13 protein-coding genes and 1 pseudogene are annotated in these 17232 nt (G+C 71.3%); 7 read left to right on the forward strand and 7 right to left on the reverse strand.

What is annotated here, in order from left to right; genetic code table 11:
- Nucleotides 1-1079: 1079 nt before the first annotated feature.
- Together ACZ501_RS20470 and ACZ501_RS20475 are read right to left on the reverse strand one after the other, a co-directional pair.
- Nucleotides 1080-3335: pseudogene (locus ACZ501_RS20470) on the reverse strand ((Fe-S)-binding protein); the annotation flags it as partial.
- Between the two features lie 110 nt (nt 3336-3445).
- On the reverse strand, nt 3446-4006 hold the full coding sequence (locus ACZ501_RS20475) for a sugar transferase (protein ID WP_468797115.1): 561 nt from the start codon (nt 4004-4006) through the stop codon (nt 3446-3448).
- Nucleotides 4007-4294: 288 nt separating this feature from the next.
- Here ACZ501_RS20475 and dnaK point away from each other — a divergent pair, with 288 nt between their 5' ends.
- The 4 genes from dnaK to ACZ501_RS20495 are packed head-to-tail and all read left to right on the forward strand — an operon-like array spanning nt 4295 to nt 8488.
- On the forward strand, nt 4295-6139 hold the full coding sequence (gene dnaK / locus ACZ501_RS20480) for a molecular chaperone DnaK (protein WP_361598611.1): 1845 nt from the start codon (nt 4295-4297) through the stop codon (nt 6137-6139).
- Complete coding sequence (gene grpE, locus ACZ501_RS20485; protein ID WP_468797118.1) at nt 6139-6801, forward strand: nucleotide exchange factor GrpE; 663 nt, start codon at nt 6139-6141, stop codon at nt 6799-6801. The genes dnaK and grpE overlap by 1 nt, the downstream gene beginning before the upstream one ends.
- 39 nt (nt 6802-6840) lie before the next feature.
- A complete protein-coding gene (dnaJ, locus tag ACZ501_RS20490) occupies nt 6841-8019 on the forward strand; it encodes a molecular chaperone DnaJ (protein WP_361598617.1) in 1179 nt (392 codons plus the stop codon).
- Nucleotide 8020: 1 nt separating this feature from the next.
- Nucleotides 8021-8488, forward strand: a complete 468-nt coding sequence (locus tag ACZ501_RS20495; protein ID WP_361598620.1) for a heat shock protein transcriptional repressor HspR — start codon at nt 8021-8023, stop codon at nt 8486-8488.
- A gap of 125 nt (nt 8489-8613) precedes the next feature.
- Here the strand turns inward: ACZ501_RS20495 and ACZ501_RS20500 are convergent, their stop codons facing one another.
- Nucleotides 8614-9645 carry a helix-turn-helix transcriptional regulator gene (locus ACZ501_RS20500; RefSeq protein WP_362455507.1) on the reverse strand — a complete coding sequence of 344 codons (1032 nt, stop codon included), beginning with the start codon at nt 9643-9645 and terminating at the stop codon, nt 8614-8616.
- 312 nt (nt 9646-9957) lie between these two features.
- Here ACZ501_RS20500 and ACZ501_RS20505 point away from each other — a divergent pair, with 312 nt between their 5' ends.
- Nucleotides 9958-10272: a Rieske (2Fe-2S) protein gene (locus ACZ501_RS20505; protein ID WP_030228709.1), complete on the forward strand. Its 315-nt coding sequence runs from the start codon at nt 9958-9960 to the stop codon at nt 10270-10272.
- Between the two features lie 174 nt (nt 10273-10446).
- Here the strand turns inward: ACZ501_RS20505 and ACZ501_RS20510 are convergent, their stop codons facing one another.
- Nucleotides 10447-10851 (reverse strand): pyridoxamine 5'-phosphate oxidase family protein, encoded by a 405-nt coding sequence (locus tag ACZ501_RS20510; protein WP_361598626.1) that lies wholly within the window; start codon nt 10849-10851, stop codon nt 10447-10449.
- A gap of 155 nt (nt 10852-11006) precedes the next feature.
- Here ACZ501_RS20510 and clpB point away from each other — a divergent pair, with 155 nt between their 5' ends.
- Both clpB and ACZ501_RS20520 read left to right on the forward strand, forming a co-directional pair.
- Nucleotides 11007-13610 (forward strand): ATP-dependent chaperone ClpB, encoded by a 2604-nt coding sequence (clpB, locus tag ACZ501_RS20515; RefSeq protein ID WP_361598629.1) that lies wholly within the window; start codon nt 11007-11009, stop codon nt 13608-13610.
- Nucleotides 13611-13721: 111 nt separating this feature from the next.
- Nucleotides 13722-14258, forward strand: coding sequence for a type III secretion system chaperone family protein (locus ACZ501_RS20520; protein WP_361598632.1), 537 nt, complete (start codon nt 13722-13724; stop codon nt 14256-14258).
- A gap of 10 nt (nt 14259-14268) precedes the next feature.
- Here ACZ501_RS20520 and ACZ501_RS20525 read toward each other — a convergent pair whose 3' ends face one another.
- The 3 genes from ACZ501_RS20525 to ACZ501_RS20535 all read right to left on the reverse strand — a co-directional run bounded on the left by ACZ501_RS20525 (nt 14269) and on the right by ACZ501_RS20535 (nt 17025).
- Nucleotides 14269-15399 (reverse strand): hypothetical protein, encoded by a 1131-nt coding sequence (locus ACZ501_RS20525; RefSeq protein ID WP_468797120.1) that lies wholly within the window; start codon nt 15397-15399, stop codon nt 14269-14271.
- Nucleotides 15400-15421: 22 nt separating this feature from the next.
- Nucleotides 15422-16606, reverse strand: coding sequence for a pyridoxal phosphate-dependent aminotransferase (locus ACZ501_RS20530; protein ID WP_468797123.1), 1185 nt, complete (start codon nt 16604-16606; stop codon nt 15422-15424).
- 176 nt (nt 16607-16782) lie between these two features.
- Nucleotides 16783-17025, reverse strand: coding sequence for a hypothetical protein (locus ACZ501_RS20535; RefSeq protein ID WP_468797126.1), 243 nt, complete (start codon nt 17023-17025; stop codon nt 16783-16785).
- Nucleotides 17026-17232: the final 207 nt, after the last annotated feature.

Genomic DNA, 17232 nt, shown 5'->3' on the forward strand with positions numbered 1-17232 from the left:
GTGGCCGGGCCACCGGAAGTGGCCCCCTTTGCGGCTGACCTGTGACATCCCCTAGGGGGACCCGGAGGGGTGCGGTTGGGGTGGTTGTGGGCGGTGTCTGGTCTTCCGCTTGTGTGGCTGCCGCGATGCGTACGTATCTGGCCCGCGGGTCCGTGCCGGGGGCGGGCCTGCGGGTCGGCCGCCAGGTGGACGGCGGCGCCGTCCGGAGCCGAGGGGGACTGCGGGGGGTGCTCGGCAGGATCGGCCGGGAGAACCGGAGCCTTCGTCGGCGTGGGGGGCCGCTGCGCGGAGCCGTCCCCTACCCGCCCTTCCACCGTTCCCCGGGGCTCCGCCCCGGACCCCGGCAGACGGGAACGGCCGGCCCCCTGGAAGGGGACCGGCCGTTCCTGTTCAGCGCGCTGGTGCTACTTGGCGCCCTCGGGCTTCGCCTCGCCCTTGCCGTCGGCCGGAGCGGCCTCCGCCTCGGGCTCGGTCGCGGGTGCCTCGGCTTCCGCCTCGGCAGCAGTGCCAGGCTTCGCCGTAGCCTCGGCTTCCGCCTTGGTGTCGGCCTTGGGCTCCACCGCAGCTGCCTCGGCTTCCGCCTTGGCTTCGGTTTCCGGCTTCGCCTCAGCCTCGGGCTGGGCCTTGGCGCCGCCCTCGGGCTCCACCGCAGGTGCCTCGGCTTCCGCCTTGATGGCAGCGTCCGGCTTCACCGCAACTTCGGCGTCGGCCTTGGGCTCGGCCGCGGGCGCCTTGGCGTCGGCTTCCGGCTTCGCCTGAGCCTCTGCCTCGGGCAGGGCCTTGGCGTCGCCCTTGGGCTCGGCCGCAGGCGCCGCCGTGGGTGCCTCGGGCTCCGACTTCGCAGCAGGGGCTTCGGGCTTCGTGGCGGCCGCAGCCTCCGGCTTTACCTCAGCCTCCGCCTTGGCTTCGGCTTCCGGCTTCGCCTCGACCTGGGCCTCGGTGTCGCCCTTGGGCTCCGCCGCAGGCGCCTCGGCTTCCGCCTTGGCCTCGGGCTCCGGCTTCGCAGCAGGCGCCTCGGGCTTCGTCGCGGCCTCCACAGCGGCAGCGGCAGCCGCAGCCGCCTCCTCAGCGGCAGCGGCTTCCGCTTCGGCTGCCGCCAGGGCCGCCAGTTCTTCCTCCGTCGGCTCCGGGGCCTTCACCGACTCCAGCAGCAGCTGCGCCACGTCCACGACCTGGACGGACTCCTTCGCCTGGCCGTCGTTCTTCTTGCCGTTCACCGAGTCCGTCAGCATGACGAGGCAGAAGGGGCAGGCCGTGGAGACGATGTCCGGGTTGAGGGACAGCGCCTCGTCCACGCGCTCGTTGTTGATGCGCTTGCCGATGCGCTCCTCCATCCACATCCGCGCACCACCGGCGCCACAGCAGAAGCCCCGCTCCTTGTGGCGGTGCATCTCCTGCTGCCGCAGCCCCGGCACCGCGGACATGATCTCGCGCGGCGGCGTGTAGACCTTGTTGTGGCGGCCCAGGTAGCACGGGTCGTGGTACGTGATCAGGCCGTCGACCGGCGTCACCGGCGTCAGCCGGCCCTCGTCGATCAGGTGCTGGAGCAGCTGCGTGTGGTGGATGACCTCGTACTCGCCGCCGAGCTGCGGGTACTCGTTCGCGATGGTGTTGAAGCAGTGCGGGCAGGTGGAGACGATGCGCTTCGCCGACTTGGGCTTGCGCGTCGACTCGTCCTCGTCGTCCTCGCCGAAGGCCATGTTCAGCATGGCCACGTTCTCCTGGGCCAGCTGCTGGAACAGCGGCTCGTTGCCCAGGCGGCGCGGCGAGTCACCGGTGCACTTCTCGTCGCCGCCCATGATCGCGAACTTGACGCCCGCGATGTTCAGCAGCTCCGCGAAGGCCTTCGTGGTCTTCTTCGCCCGGTCCTCCAGGGCGCCCGCGCAGCCGACCCAGTACAGGTAGTCGAACTCCGAGAGGTCCTCCGCGTCCTTCCCGATGATCGGGACCTCGAAGTCGACCTCCTTCGTCCACTCCACGCGCTGCTTCTTGGCCAGGCCCCAGGGGTTGCCCTTCTTCTCCAGGTTCTTGAGCATCGTGCCCGCCTCCGACGGGAACGCGCTCTCGATCATCACCTGGTAGCGCCGCATGTCGACGATGTGGTCGATGTGCTCGATGTCGACCGGGCACTGCTCCACGCACGCACCGCAGGTCGTGCAGGACCACAGCACGTCCGGGTCGATGACGCCGTTCTCCTCGGCGGTGCCGATCAGCGGGCGCTCCGCCTCCGCGAGGGCCGCCGCCGGGACGTCCTTGAGCTGCTCCGCGGTGGCCTTCTCGTCGCCCTCCATCGTCTTGCCGCCGCCCGCGAGCAGGTACGGGGCCTTCGCGTGCGCGTGGTCGCGCAGCGACATGATCAGGAGCTTCGGCGACAGCGGCTTGCCGGTGTTCCAGGCGGGGCACTGCGACTGGCAACGGCCGCACTCGGTGCAGGTGGAGAAGTCGAGGATGCCCTTCCAGGAGAACTGCTCGACCTGGGAGACGCCGAAGACGTCGTCCTCGCCCGGCTCCTCGAAGTCGATCTCCTTGCCGCCGCTGGTCATCGGCTGGAGGGCACCGAGGGCGGTGGAGCCGTCCGCGTTGCGCTTGAACCAGATGTTCGGGAAGCCGAGGAAGCGGTGCCAGGCGACACCCATGTTGGTGTTGAGCGAGACCGTGATCATCCAGGTGAAGGACGTGACGATCTTGAGCGCCGCGAAGAAGTAGGTGAGGTGCTGGAGCGTGCTCAGGCTCAGCCCGTCGAAGGCGGCGATCAGCGGGTACGACGCGAAGAAGCCGGGCTCCCAGCCGTCGACGCCGTGCTGGGCCCCCTCCAGCGCGCGCAGCGTCATGATGCAGACGCCGACGATCAGGATGACGGCCTCGACGAAGTACGCCTGGCCCGTCTTGGAGCCCGTGAAGCGGGACTTGCGTCCGGCCCTGCCCGGCCGGCTGAGCTGCCGGATGACGATCAGGGTCACGATGCCGAGCACGGTCATCAGGCCGAGGAACTCGGTGAAGACCTCGTACGGCAGCCAGTCGCCGATGAACGGGATCAGCCAGTCGGCCTGGAAGAGCTGGCCGAAGGCGTTGACGATGGTCAGCAGCAGGGAGAAGAAGCCCACCGCCACGAACCAGTGCGCGAACCCGACGATGCCCCATCGGTTCATGCGGGTGTGGCCGAGGAACTCCTTGACCAGCGTGATGGTGCGCTGAGTGGGGTCGCCGGTGCGCGTGCCCGCGGGCACTGGCTGGCCGAGGCGCACGAAGCGGTAGATCTGCGCGATGGCACGGCCGAACAGCGCGACGGCTACCACCGTGATGACCAGCGACACGATGATCGCGGCGAGTTGCATGGGAGGGCTCCTCGGGCGGTACTTACTAAGCGGTAACTTATTGAGTCAAGGGTTGAGGTTACCCAGTTCCCACGCCGCACTGTAGGTGAGCGTGCGGTGATCTGTGTCGCTCAGGCATGCCTCTGTCGGTAGGCCGCCCGAGGGGTCTGCGCCAGGATCGCGAGATCCATCCCCAGCCAATGGCTCTCCACATAGTGCCGGTCCAGCAGGGCCATCTCCTCCCAGGGGAGGTCCGAACGCTCGCTGACCTGCCATAATCCGGTCATTCCCGGACGTACGAGCAGCCGCTCGGGATGCTCCGTACGGTCCTGCGGCCGCGGCCCGACCAGCGACATCTCGCCCCGCACCACATTGAGCAGCTGCGGCAGCCCCTCCAGCGCGCACCGCCGCACCAGCCCCCCGGCCCGCCCCGCGCCCTCGGTGCGCAGCCGCCACGCGCCGAACGGCCGGCCGCCGAGCCCGAGCGCGGGGTCGCGTACGAGGACCCGCGCGCGCAGGGCCCCGTACAGCAGGGCGGCGGCCAGCGCGAGCGGGACGGCGCACACCCCGAGCAGGACCAGCGCGCCGACGAGGTCGAAGACCCGCTTGGCCGGCGGCCTGGCCGGCCGGCGCAGCCGGATCCGCGGCGGGGTCGGCCGCAGCCGGGCGGGTAGGGGGAGGGAGAGGGGCATGGCAGGCACGCTGCCGGAAGCCCGGCCGCCCTCCGGGCGCGCCGCGCGGCGGCGGATGCCGCCGGAACCCGTTCGGGTGCCGGTCAAGCGCAGGTCCGCGGCCAGCGCGGCCGGAGTGCGGCCGTGCCCGGAGCGGGGTGGACCGCAGGTCGCGTACGGCCCCGTGAGACCGCCCTGAGCGTAAGCGCAGCCTAAAGGTTGAGCCCCCTGGGCTCACCTCTGTTGACGCGAGCGCAGCGTTACGGCACTCTTGAGTCTGTTCCACTCAAGTCAGCTGGAGGAATCGAAATGGCACGTGCGGTCGGCATCGACCTGGGCACCACTAACTCCGTCGTCAGCGTTCTCGAAGGCGGAGAGCCCACCGTCATCACCAACGCCGAGGGTGCCAGGACCACGCCGTCCGTCGTCGCCTTCGCCAAGAACGGCGAGGTCCTCGTCGGCGAGGTGGCCAAGCGCCAGGCGGTCACGAACGTGGACCGGACCATCCGCTCCGTCAAGCGCCACATGGGCACTGACTGGAAGATCAACCTGGATGGCAAGGACTTCAACCCGCAGCAGATGAGCGCCTTCATCCTGCAGAAGCTGAAGCGCGACGCCGAGGCGTACCTGGGCGAGAAGGTCACGGACGCGGTCATCACCGTCCCGGCCTACTTCAACGACTCCGAGCGCCAGGCGACGAAGGAGGCCGGCGAGATCGCCGGACTGAACGTCCTGCGCATCGTCAACGAGCCGACGGCCGCCGCCCTGGCCTACGGTCTCGACAAGGACGACCAGACCATCCTCGTCTTCGACCTCGGTGGCGGCACCTTCGACGTGTCGCTCCTGGAGATCGGCGACGGTGTCGTCGAGGTCAAGGCCACCAACGGTGACAACCACCTCGGTGGCGACGACTGGGACCAGCGCGTCGTCGACTACCTGGTGAAGCAGTTCCAGAACGGCCACGGCGTCGACCTGTCCAAGGACAAGATGGCGCTCCAGCGCCTGCGCGAGGCCGCCGAGAAGGCGAAGATCGAGCTGTCCTCCTCCACGGAGACCTCGATCAACCTGCCCTACATCACGGCCTCCGCCGAGGGCCCGCTGCACCTGGACGAGAAGCTCACGCGCTCGCAGTTCCAGCAGCTCACCGCGGACCTGCTCGACCGCTGCAAGACCCCGTTCCACAACGTCATCAAGGACGCGGGCATCAACCTGTCCGAGATCGACCACGTGGTCCTGGTCGGCGGCTCCACCCGCATGCCGGCCGTCGCCGAGCTCGTCAAGGAGCTCACCGGCGGTCAGGACGCCAACAAGGGCGTCAACCCGGACGAGGTCGTCGCCATCGGCGCCACCCTCCAGGCCGGTGTGCTCAAGGGTGAGGTCAAGGACGTCCTGCTCCTCGACGTGACCCCGCTGTCCCTCGGCATCGAGACCAAGGGCGGCATCATGACCAAGCTCATCGAGCGCAACACGACCATCCCGACCAAGCGGTCGGAGATCTTCACGACGGCCGAGGACAACCAGCCGTCCGTGCAGATCCAGGTCTACCAGGGCGAGCGCGAGATCGCGGCGTACAACAAGAAGCTCGGCATGTTCGAGCTGACGGGCCTGCCGCCGGCCCCGCGCGGCGTCCCGCAGATCGAGGTCTCCTTCGACATCGACGCCAACGGCATCATGCACGTGACCGCGAAGGACCTCGGCACGGGCAAGGAGCAGAAGATGACCGTCACCGGCGGCTCTTCGCTCGGCAAGGACGAGGTCGACCGGATGCGCCAGGAGGCCGAGCAGTACGCGGAGGAGGACCACCGCCGCCGCGAGGCCGCCGAGTCGCGCAACCAGGGCGAGCAGCTCGTCTACCAGACGGAGAAGTTCCTCGCGGACAACGCGGAGAAGGTCCCGGCCGACGTCAAGACCGAGGTCGAGACGGCCGTCACCGAGCTGAAGGACAAGCTCAAGGGCGAGGACACCGCCGAGATCCGCACCGCGACGGAGAAGCTCGCCGCGGTCAGCCAGAAGCTCGGCCAGGCCATCTACGCCGACGCCCAGGCCGCTCAGGCCGCCGGCGGCGCGGACGACGCGGGCCAGGCCAAGGCCGACGACGACGTCGTCGACGCCGAGATCGTCGACGACGAGAAGCCGAAGGGCGGCGCTGCCTGATGTCGGAGGAGACCCCGGGTTTCGACGAGAAGCCTGAAGTCCCCGCCGGCGCAGGCACCGACGACGCCGAGCCGAAGGCCGCCGACTCCGCCAAGGAGGAGGCGGCGGCCCCGGCCGGGGACGCAGCTCAGGACGTGGCCCTGGTGGCCCAGCTGGACCAGGCCCGTACCGCGCTCGGCGAGCGCACCGCGGACCTCCAGCGGCTCCAGGCCGAGTACCAGAACTACCGCCGCCGCGTGGAGCGGGACCGGGTCGCCGTCAAGGAGATCGCGGTCGCGTCCCTGCTGACGGAGCTCCTCCCGACCCTGGACGACATCGGCCGGGCGCGGGAGCACGGCGAGCTGGTCGGCGGCTTCAAGTCGGTGGCCGAATCGCTGGAGACGGCCGCCGCCAAGATGGGGCTGCAGCAGTTCGGCAAGGAGGGCGAGCCCTTCGACCCGACGATCCACGAGGCCCTGATGCACTCGTACGCGCCGGACGTCACCGAGACGACCTGCGTGGCGATCCTGCAGCCGGGGTACCGCATCGGCGAGCGCACGATCCGCCCCGCGCGGGTCGCGGTGGCCGAGCCCCAGCCGGGCGCGGCGCCCGCCGCCGCGTCCGAGTCCGGCGACGGCGACGCGCCGTCCGACAAGGACACGGATGCCCCCGACCAGGGCTGACGCACAGCATGTAGGGATCCGAGAGGAGGGACACCGGGGATGAGCACCAAGGACTTCGTCGAGAAGGACTACTACAAGGTCCTCGGTGTCCCGAAGGACGCCACCGAGGCCGAGATCAAGAAGGCGTACCGGAAGCTCGCCCGCGAGTTCCACCCGGACGCCAACAAGGGCGACGCCTCGGCGGAGGAGCGCTTCAAGGAGATCTCCGAGGCGGCCGACGTCCTCGGCGACGCCAAGCGGCGCAAGGAGTACGACGAGGCCCGCGCGCTGTTCGGCAACGGCGGTTTCCGCCCCGGCCCGGGCGGCGGTGGCGGTTCGTTCAACTTCGACCTGGGCGACCTGTTCGGCGGCACCCAGGCCGGCGGTCCGGGCGGCTTCGGCGGCGGCCTGGGCGACGTCTTCGGCGGACTGTTCAACCGCGGCGCCGGCGCCGGTGCGGGCACCCGTACCCAGCCGCGCCGCGGCCAGGACGTCGAGTCGGAGGTCACGCTCTCCTTCACGGAGGCGGTGGACGGCGCGACCGTCCCGCTGCGGATGTCCTCGCAGGCCCCCTGCAAGGCCTGTTCGGGCACCGGGGACAAGAACGGCACCCCCCGGGTGTGCCCGACCTGCGTCGGCACCGGCCAGGTCTCCCGGGGCAGCGGCGGCGGCTTCTCGCTGACCGACCCCTGCGCGGACTGCAAGGGCCGCGGCCTGATCGCGGAGAACCCCTGCGAGGTGTGCAAGGGCAGCGGGCGCGCCCGCAGCTCGCGCACCATGCAGGTCCGGATCCCGGCGGGCGTCTCCGACGGGCAGCGGATCCGGCTGCGCGGCAAGGGAACCCCGGGCGAGCGCGGCGGCCCGGCGGGCGACCTGTACGTGGTGGTCCACGTCGGCACCCACCCGGTGTTCGGCCGCAAGGGCGACAACCTCACGGTGACGGTCCCGGTGACCTTCGCGGAGGCCGCCCTGGGCGCCGAGATCAAGGTGCCCACCCTGGGCGGGCCCCCGGTCACCCTGAAGCTCCCCCCGGGCACCCCCGGCGGCCGCACCATGCGGGCCCGCGGCAAGGGCGCGGTCCGCAAGGACGGCACCCGCGGCGACCTGCTGGTCACGGTGGAGGTCGCGGTTCCGGCGGAGCTCTCGGACAAGGCCCGGGAGGCTCTGGAGATGTACCGGGACGCGACCGGGTCCGAGGACCCGCGCGCCCTCCTGTTCGAGTCCGCGAAGGGAGCATGACATGGACGGCCGCCGACGACAGCCCCGCTTCGGCGAGGGGGCGTACCAGCTGACCGACGAGACCCCGGTCTACGTGATCTCGGTGGCCGCCCAGCTCTCCGGACTGCATCCGCAGACCCTCCGCCAGTACGACCGCCTCGGCCTGGTCTCCCCGGACCGTACGGCCGGCCGCGGCCGTCGCTATTCGGCCAGGGACATCGAACTGCTCCGCACGGTGCAGCAGCTGTCCCAGGACGAGGGCATCAACCTGGCGGGGATCAAGCGGATCATCGAACTGGAGAACCAGGTGGCCGCGCTCCAGCAGCGCGTCGCGGAGCTGTCCACGGCCGTGGACGGTGCGGCCGCCGCGCTCCGGGCCCGCGAGGCGCAGGTGCACGCCTCGTACCGCCGCGACCTGGTCCCGTACCAGCCGCCGGTGCCGGGCAACGCGCTGGTCGTCTGGCGCCCCACCAAGCGCCCCGGCGACTGAAGCCCACCGCCCGCGTATCGCTGGACGCGCCGTGAAGGCCCCGTACGGCCCCTCTCCCTCCGGGAGCGGACCGACGGGGCCTTCCGTGCGTCCGGGGGCCTCCGGGAGGCTGCTGCGGGCCCCTGTCAGCCCTCGTGGAGCTCCGCCGGGCCCGTGCTGTGCAGGATCCCGGACTGGGCGATGAGGTAGCCGAGCTGGGCCCTGCTGCCGCTGCCGAGAGCGGCGGCCAGCTTCGCGATGTGCGCGCGGCAGGTGCGCACGTTCATGCCCAGCCGGCGGGCGATCGCCTCGTCCACGTGCCCCTCGATGAGCAGCTGGGCGATGGAGCGCTGTACTCCGGAGATGCCGTCCGGGTGGTGGGTGTAGGTGACCTCGTCGCCCAACGGCACCGCCCTGCGCCACAGTTGCTCGAAGACCTTGATGAGGTAGTCCACCAGCCCGGGGTGCCGCAGCTCCAGGGCCACGCGCCGGTCGTCGCTGGCGGGGATGAAGGCCACCGTGCGGTCGAAGATCATGAGACGCTCTATCAGTTCCTCGAGCGTGCGGATCTCCACCTTCCCCGTGGAGATCCGGTCGACGTAGGCGAGCGTCCCCTGGCTGTGCCGGACCGTGTGCTGGTAGAGCGTGCGGATGCTCACCCCGCGGTCGATCAGCGGCGTGGCGCGCTCCAAGGCCTCGCTGAGGATGAACGTCGGCCGTGCGCCGCCGGGCTGGACGGTCAGGGCCTCCGTGTGGCACTCGGCGGTGGCGAGGTCGAGGGCGGCGTTGATCTGGTCGATTCCCTCCAGCACCGTGATGGCGTGGGTGTTGGCGGGGCTCTGGGCGCTGATGGTGAGGAACGGCTCGAATGCATCGGTGAGATCTACGGCGGTGCGCCTGCGGTCCTGGATCTCACGTTCGATCGGGTGGAGCCGTTGGGCCAGGGCGACGGACGGGGGAACCGCGCGCAACTGGTTGGCGTCATCCGGGTCGGGTCGCAGAAGAGCGAATTCGAGCAGGCAGGGGGCGTTCTGGACCTCACCGCGGGCGACGCGGCCGGTGCTCAGGGCGGCCGCGTACAGTCGGGCGCCCTCGGCGCACATCGCCGTGACGGGGTGGGGATGTGTCGGGTTTGCCTCGCTTCTTGCCAAATCTCCACCCCCCAGGGTCCTGAACATGTAAGAACATGATGCATCGTCCCTGTGGCACTGACGTGCCTGAATGAGCCATCGTCTGTCAGTGCGGGGGAGAGGATTCCATCAAGTGAGGACGAAGCCGACCATGTATAAGAGAATGCTTCGCTCGGCGCTTGCCGTTGTTTTCTCCGTCGTTGCGGTCATTGGGGCAGTCGTCGCCGGCAACGGGGGCGACGCGGGAAGTGCTCAGGCGGGTGCCGCTGCGCACGTCGAATCCACGGGCAAGACCGATCTCGGCTGGAACTCGGGTCCTGCGGACCTCGGCTGGGACACGGCCCCTGCGAAGGTCTCCTGATGACCCCCGACGACCGCGACTTCCGGCGCGAAATGGCCTCCGCCTACCGCTCCGGGTGGCAGTTCATCGACCTCGCCACGGCGATCCCCTACGCCGGCGACTCGCTGATGGTCACCCTTTTCGGCCAGCCGATCGTCGTCGTCCGCGAGGAGGACGAGGACGTCCGTGCCTACCGCTGCCTGCGCCGCCCCCGGGGCGCACCGCAGCCCGTCCGCTGCGAAGTGCGGTACGGCATGGTCTTCGTCAACCTCGACCAGCGGGACCACCAGCTCTTCGAACCCGATATCACCACCGCCACCCCCCGCAGTGCCTGAGGCGATTCCCCCGTCGTTGCAAATCGCTCCAGGCGCTACCCCCACACAACGGCGCCATCGTGGACCTGACCACGATGGCGCCGTTGTGATGTCCGCGTCCAGTGGTCGAACCGGACAATCGGCCGGGGACCGGCCGGGGAACGCTGGAGGACGGCCGGAGGCGGCCCCCCGGGCTCAGGCCCGGCCCATCGCCCGGTCCAGGGCGATCTCCAGGACCACCCGGTCCGGGTTGGGCGAGGGCATCCGCCCGTACCGCTCCGCGTAGCGCGCCACGGCCTCGGCGACCGACGCCTCGTCCGTACGGATCACCGCGCGCCCCTCCAGGGTGGCCCAGCGCCTGCCCTCCATCTGGCAGACCGCCGCCCGGGCGCCGCCGCCGGGCGCCGCCAGGACGTTGCGGACCTTCTTGCTGTGCTTGTTGCTGATCACCCGCGCCAGCCCCGCCTCGGGGTCGTAGGTCACCCCCACGGGCACTACGTGCGGGGTGCCGTCCGGGCGCGGGGTGGTCAGGGTGCAGACGTGCCGCTCCCGCCAGAAGGCGAGGTACTCGGGCGTCGGGTTGAGTACGTCATGGGGCATGGGCCGAAGCGTACGCCCGCGAACCGGCGGATCCTGCGTGAGAACGTCCTTGAGTGGAATAGACTCAACTTTACAGACGCTGAACCTGTCAGAGTCGTGCACCGTGAGGTGCGCGCACCGAGCCACGGACACCCCGCCGGAGAGGAGAACCCCCAGTGGACGCCGAGCTGACCAACAAGAGCCGCGACGCCCTGAACGCGGCCACGAGCAGGGCCGTCAAGGACGGCCACGCGGACCTGACCCCCGCGCACCTGCTGCTGGCCCTGCTCGCCGGCGAGGACAACGAGAACGTCACCGACCTGCTGGTCGCCACCGAGGCCGACCAGGCGGCCGTGCGCACCGGAGCGGAACGGCTGCTGGCCGCCCTGCCCAGCGTCACCGGATCCACGGTCGCGCCGCCGCAGCCCAGCCGCGACCTGCTCGCCGTACTCGCCGAGGCCGACTCCCAGGCCGGGCGGCTCGGTGACGAGTACCTCTCCACCGAACACCTCCTCATCGCCGTCGCCGCCAAGGGCGGAGCGGCCGGTGAGGTCCTTTCCGACCAGGGCGCGACCGCCGGGAAACTGCTGGACGCCTTCCAGAACGCACGAGGAGGACGGCGCGTGACCACCCCCGACCCGGAGGGCCAGTACAAGGCCCTGGAGAAGTTCGGCACCGACTTCACGGCCGCCGCCCGCGAGGGCAAGCTCGACCCCGTCATCGGCCGCGACCACGAGATCCGGCGCGTCGTCCAGGTCCTCTCCCGCCGCACCAAGAACAACCCGGTGCTCATCGGCGAGCCCGGCGTCGGCAAGACCGCCGTGGTCGAGGGCCTGGCCCAGCGCATCGTCAAGGGCGACGTCCCCGAGTCCCTCAAGGGCAAGCGGCTCGTCTCCCTCGACCTCGGCGCGATGGTGGCCGGCGCCAAGTACCGCGGCGAGTTCGAGGAGCGGCTCAAGACCGTCCTCGCGGAGATCAAGTCGAGCGAGGGCCAGATCATCACCTTCATCGACGAGCTCCACACCGTCGTCGGCGCCGGAGCCGGCGGCGACTCCGCCATGGACGCGGGCAACATGCTCAAGCCCATGCTGGCCCGCGGCGAGCTGCGCATGGTCGGCGCGACCACCCTGGACGAGTACCGCGAGCGCATCGAGAAGGACCCGGCGCTCGAGCGCCGCTTCCAGCAGGTGCTGGTCGCCGAGCCCACCGTCGAGGACACCATCGCGATCCTGCGCGGGCTCAAGGGCCGTTACGAGGCCCACCACAAGGTCGTCATCAACGACAGCGCCCTCGTCGCCGCCGCCACCCTCTCCGACCGCTACATCACCTCCCGCTTCCTGCCCGACAAGGCCATCGACCTCGTCGACGAGGCCGCCTCCCGGCTCCGCATGGAGATCGACTCCTCACCCGTGGAGATCGACGAGCTCCAGCGCTCCGTCGACCGGCTGCGGATGGAGGAGCTGGCCCTGAACAACGAGTCCGACCCGGCCTCCCGCGAACGCCTCGACAAGATCCGCAAGGACCTCGCCGACCGGGAGGAGGAGCTGCGCGGCCTCACCGCCCGCTGGGAGAAGGAGAAGCAGTCCCTCAACCGCGTCGGCGAGCTGAAGGAACGCCTGGACGACCTGCGCGGCCAGGCCGAGCGCGCCCAGCGCGACGGCGACTTCGACACCGCCTCCAAGCTGCTCTACGGCGAGATCCCGCAGCTGGAGCGCGAGCTGGCCGAGGCCACCGAGGCGGAGGCGGAGGCCTCCAAGGCCGGGGCCGCCGCCAAGGACTCGATGGTCAAGGACGAGGTCGGCCCCGACGACATCGCCGACGTCGTCGGCGCCTGGACCGGCATCCCGGCGGGCCGCCTCCTCGAAGGGGAGACCCAGAAGCTGCTGCGCATGGAGGAGGAGCTGGGCCGCCGCCTGATCGGGCAGACCGAGGCCGTAGGGGCGGTCGCGGACGCCGTGCGCCGCACCCGCGCCGGCATCGCCGACCCGGACCGGCCGACCGGCTCGTTCCTCTTCCTCGGCCCGACCGGCGTGGGCAAGACGGAGCTGGCCAAGGCCCTCGCGGACTTCCTCTTCGACGACGAGCGGGCCATGGTCCGCATCGACATGTCGGAGTACGGCGAGAAGCACAGCGTGGCCCGCCTGGTCGGCGCCCCGCCCGGCTACGTCGGCTACGAGGAGGGCGGCCAGCTCACCGAAGCCGTCCGCCGCCGCCCGTACAGCGTGGTGCTGCTGGACGAGGTCGAGAAGGCCCACCCCGAGGTCTTCGACATCCTGCTCCAGGTCCTCGACGACGGCCGCCTCACCGACGGCCAGGGCCGGACGGTGGACTTCCGCAACACCATCCTGATCCTCACCTCCAACCTCGGCAGCCAGTTCCTGGTGGACCCGCTGACCAGCGCGCACGAGAAGAAGGAACAGGTCCTGGAGGTGGTGAGGGCGAGCTTCAAGCCGGAGTTCCTCAACCGCCTGGACGACCTGGTGGTCTTCTCCGCGCTGACCCGCGACGAGCTCGCCCACATCGCCGAGCTCCAGATCGCCCGGCTGGCCAAGCGCCTCGCCGACCGCCGGCTCGCCCTGGACGTCACCCCCGCGGCGCTGGCCTGGCTGGCGGACAAGGGCAACGACCCGGCGTACGGCGCCCGCCCGCTGCGCCGCCTGATCCAGACGGCGGTCGGCGACCGCCTCGCCAAGGAGATCCTCTCCGGCGAGATCAGGGACGGCGACACCGTACGGGTCGACGTGTCCGGCGAGGACCTGCTGGTCGGCCGCGCCCTGTAAGGGGCGCCCGCCCCCTCGTGTCCGCCCGGAGCGGATCGCCGGTGACGGGGCTGGACACGGGGTGGGCGCGATGGGGGAGGATGGCGGTATCCGCACGAAGGGAAGTACACGGTGAGCATCGACCCGGCCTCGATCCCCAACTTCGGGGGTCAGCCCGAACCGCAAGGCCAAGGACCGGCGGGCCCCGTCGTCCCCGACCAGGACCTGGTGAAGCAGCTCCTGGAGCAGATGGAGCTGAAGTACGTCGTCGACGACGAGGGTGACCTCGCGGCGCCGTGGGAGGACTTCCGCACGTACTTCATGTTCCGTGGCGAAGGCGAGCAGCAGGTCTTCTCCGTGCGGACGTTCTACGACCGTCCGCACGCCATCGACGACAAGGCGCAGCTGCTCGAGTCGATCGACGACTGGAACCGCCGCACCCTGTGGCCCAAGGTCTACAGCCACACGCACGACGACGGCTCCGTCCGCCTGATCGGCGAGGCGCAGATGCTGATCGGCACCGGCGTCAGCCTGGAGCACTTCGTCTCCTCCACGGTCAGCTGGGTCCGCGCGTCGATCGAGTTCGACAAGTGGCTGCTGGAGCAGCTCGGCCTGGAGAAGGACGTCGACTCCTCCGAGGGCGACGAGAAGGAGGAGGGCGGCGAGTAGCCGTCCCCCTTCACAGCGGTACCCGCGCCACCAGGAGCAGGTACAGCCCGTATCCGTAGGAGAGCCCGGCCATGCAGGCGGTCACCGCGACCGCCGTGCGCGGCCGGGCTCTCGCCATGGCGGCCGCCACCGGCAGCAGCAGCGGGAACGCGGGCAGCAGGAACCGGGGCTTCGACTCGAAGTAGCCCGCCCCGCCGAAGGTGATCAGCAGCAGCGTCCCGGCGTACACCAGCAGCGGCAGCGGCGTCCGGTCCAGTACGGCCGCCGCCGCGAGCAGCCCGGCCGCGGCCAGCACGGCCAGGGTCACGCCGACCGGGATGGTCAGGGGGCCGCCCGAGAGCACCTTCCCGGCCGTCTCCAGGGTCCCGGCGCCGAAGTCGAACCGCGAGCCCCACTGCCGCTGCACCGCGAAGTAGCCGAGCGCGTCGTGCCGGTGCACCCCGACGGCCAGGACGTACGCCGCCCAGCCCGCGGGCGCGAGCAGCGCGGCGGCCCAGACCCCGGGCGCGCGGTTGCCCCGTACCGCCAGCTCCCGCACGGCCAGCGCCGTCACGGCGGCGGCCACCGCGACCCCGGTCGGCCGGGTCAGCCCGGCGAGCGCCGCCAGGCCCGCCGCCCACAGCCAGCGCTCCCGCAGCAGGGCGTACAGCGCCCACGCGGCCAGCGCCGCCAGCAGCGCCTCGGTGTAGGCGAGGGTCAGCACCACCGCGTGCGGCAGCGCGGCCCACAGCCCGACGAGCAGCACCCCGGCCCGCGCCCCGAGCAGCCGCTCCCCGACCCGGTACACGCCGACGGCGGCCACGGCGGCCGCCGCCCACGCCACGGCCAGCCCGGCCCCCGGCCCGCCCCCGGCGAGGCGCACCAGCAGCGGGTAGAGCGGGAAGAAGGCGTAGTCGCTCTGGACGGAGCCGGACGCGGCCCACATCTGGGTCCGGCCGTACCCGTGCGCGGCGATCCCGAGGTACCAGACGGAGTCCCAGGAGAAGCCGAGCACCCGCACCGGGTCCCGCCCGGCCCACCAGGCCCCGGCGGCGACCACCAGCGCCCCGGCCCCGCGGACCGCGGCGAACACCCCGAGCGCGGCCACCGCGCCGGGCGCGAGCGCCTGCCGTGCCTGCGTCGGCCGCAGGGTCGCGGACACCGTCCGCACGCTCCCGATCCCCTCAGAGCCGGCGCAGGCGGGCGACCGCCTCCTGGAGGACTTCGGTCCGCTTGCAGAAGGCCCAGCGCACCTGGGCGGCTCCGGCGGACGGGTCGTCGTAGAAGACCTGGTTGGGCACGGCGACCACCCCGCAGCGCTCCGGCAGCGCGCGGCAGAAGGCGAGGCCGTCCTTCTCGCCCAGGGGCGAGATGTCGGTGGTGATGAAGTACGTGCCCTGCGGGCGGAAGACCCGGAAGCCGGCGGCGGCCAGTCCGTCGGAGAGGAGGTCCCGCTTGGCGGCGAGGTCCGCGCGGAAGCCGTCGTAGTAGGCGTCGGGCAGGGCGAGGGCCTCGGCGACGGCGTACTGGAAGGGGCCGGAGGAGACGTACGTCAGGAACTGCTTGGCCGAGCGGACCGCGGAGACCAGCGCGGGCGGGGCGGCGACCCAGCCGACCTTCCAGCCCGTGAAGGAGAAGGTCTTGCCGGCGGAGGAGATGGTGACGGTGCGTTCGCGCATGCCGGGCAGGGAGGCCAGCGGCACGTGCTCGCCGTCGAAGACCAGGTGCTCGTACACCTCGTCGGTGACGACCAGGAGGTCGCGCTCCACGGCGAGTTCGGCGATGGCGGCGAGTTCCGCGCGGGTCAGGACGGTGCCCGTCGGGTTGTGCGGGGTGTTCAGCAGGAGCAGCCGGGTGCGCGGGGTGACGGCGTCGCGCAGGGCGTCCAGGTCGGGGCGGAAGTGCGGGGCGCGCAGGGTGTGCGGGACGCGGACCGCGCCCGCCATGGCGATGCAGGCCGCGTAGGAGTCGTAGAACGGCTCCAGCGCGATGACCTCGTCGCCCGGCTCCAGGAGGGCGAGGAGGGAGGCGGCGATGGCCTCGGTGGCGCCCGCCGTGACGAGGACCTCGGTCTCCGGGTCGTAGGACAGGCCGTGGAAGCGCTGCTGGTGGGCGGCGACGGCGGTGCGCAGCTCGGGGACGCCCGGGCCCGGCGGGTACTGGTTGCCGCGTCCGTCGCGGATCGCCCGGACGGCGGCTTCGGCGATCTCCGCGGGGCCGTCGGTGTCCGGGAAGCCCTGGCCCAGGTTGATCGAGCCGGTGCGGGCGGCCAGCGCCGACATCTCCGCGAAGATCGTCGTGCCGAAGGCGGCCAGGCGGCGGTTGAGGAAGGGGCGGCTGCTGCTCGCGGGTGCGCTCATGGGCGCCATCCTGGGGGGAACCTCTGGAGTTGCTCAAGTGTGCTTTGGCCGCGTCGGCCGGAGGGCATCCCCCCTCCACGCGGGCCACGGGGGTCCTGCCACCCGGGCGACCGGGGGTTCGGGAAAGGAGGCGGTGCCGTGATCATCGTCCTGGGCATCGTCGCGCTGATCGTCGGGGGGATCATCTACCTCGCGGTGCGCTTCAACGGGAGCGGCGGCAGCGGGTCCGGCGGATCCGGCTCCAGCTGGTGGGCCGGCGGCGGAGGGTCTTCGTCCTCCGGCGGGTCGTCCTCGTCGTGCGGGTCGTCCTCGTCGTGCGGTTCGTCGTCCTCCTGCGGATCCTCGTCCTCCTGCGGTGGCGGTGGCTGCGGGTCCAGCTGACACTGGTACGGGCCGGCCGGAACCTCGCGCCGATCCCGTGTGGACAAGACGCCCGGCGGGGACAACTTCCTTCGGGCGTCTTCTTGTTCGGGCCGGCACTACGGCGTACGGGCGGCGTCGTGTTGAACACGTGAACCGTGAAGCCCCCGGGGGGATGTAAACCCCGTCAAGTTGGGTAAAAACGCTGTGAGTGCCGTGCCTTTCATGATTCCCTCGGTTGAGTAGACCAGTCCCCGGACCTCCCGGGACTTCCT

This window comes from Streptomyces sp. NPDC034085 (genome assembly GCF_055575555.1).

Coding starts and splice junctions, on each gene's coding strand:
- ACZ501_RS20505 (WP_030228709.1), top strand. CDS start 9,958: ATGACCCCCGACGACCGCGACTTCCGGCGCGAAATGGCCTCCGCCTAC.
- ACZ501_RS20495 (WP_361598620.1), top strand. CDS start 8,021: ATGGACGGCCGCCGACGACAGCCCCGCTTCGGCGAGGGGGCGTACCAG.
- dnaJ (WP_361598617.1), top strand. CDS start 6,841: ATGAGCACCAAGGACTTCGTCGAGAAGGACTACTACAAGGTCCTCGGT.
- ACZ501_RS20530 (WP_468797123.1), bottom strand. CDS start 16,606: ATGGCGCCCATGAGCGCACCCGCGAGCAGCAGCCGCCCCTTCCTCAAC.
- grpE (WP_468797118.1), top strand. CDS start 6,139: ATGTCGGAGGAGACCCCGGGTTTCGACGAGAAGCCTGAAGTCCCCGCC.
- ACZ501_RS20510 (WP_361598626.1), bottom strand. CDS start 10,851: ATGCCCCATGACGTACTCAACCCGACGCCCGAGTACCTCGCCTTCTGG.
- ACZ501_RS20500 (WP_362455507.1), bottom strand. CDS start 9,645: ATGTTCAGGACCCTGGGGGGTGGAGATTTGGCAAGAAGCGAGGCAAAC.
- dnaK (WP_361598611.1), top strand. CDS start 4,295: ATGGCACGTGCGGTCGGCATCGACCTGGGCACCACTAACTCCGTCGTC.
- ACZ501_RS20475 (WP_468797115.1), bottom strand. CDS start 4,006: ATGCCCCTCTCCCTCCCCCTACCCGCCCGGCTGCGGCCGACCCCGCCG.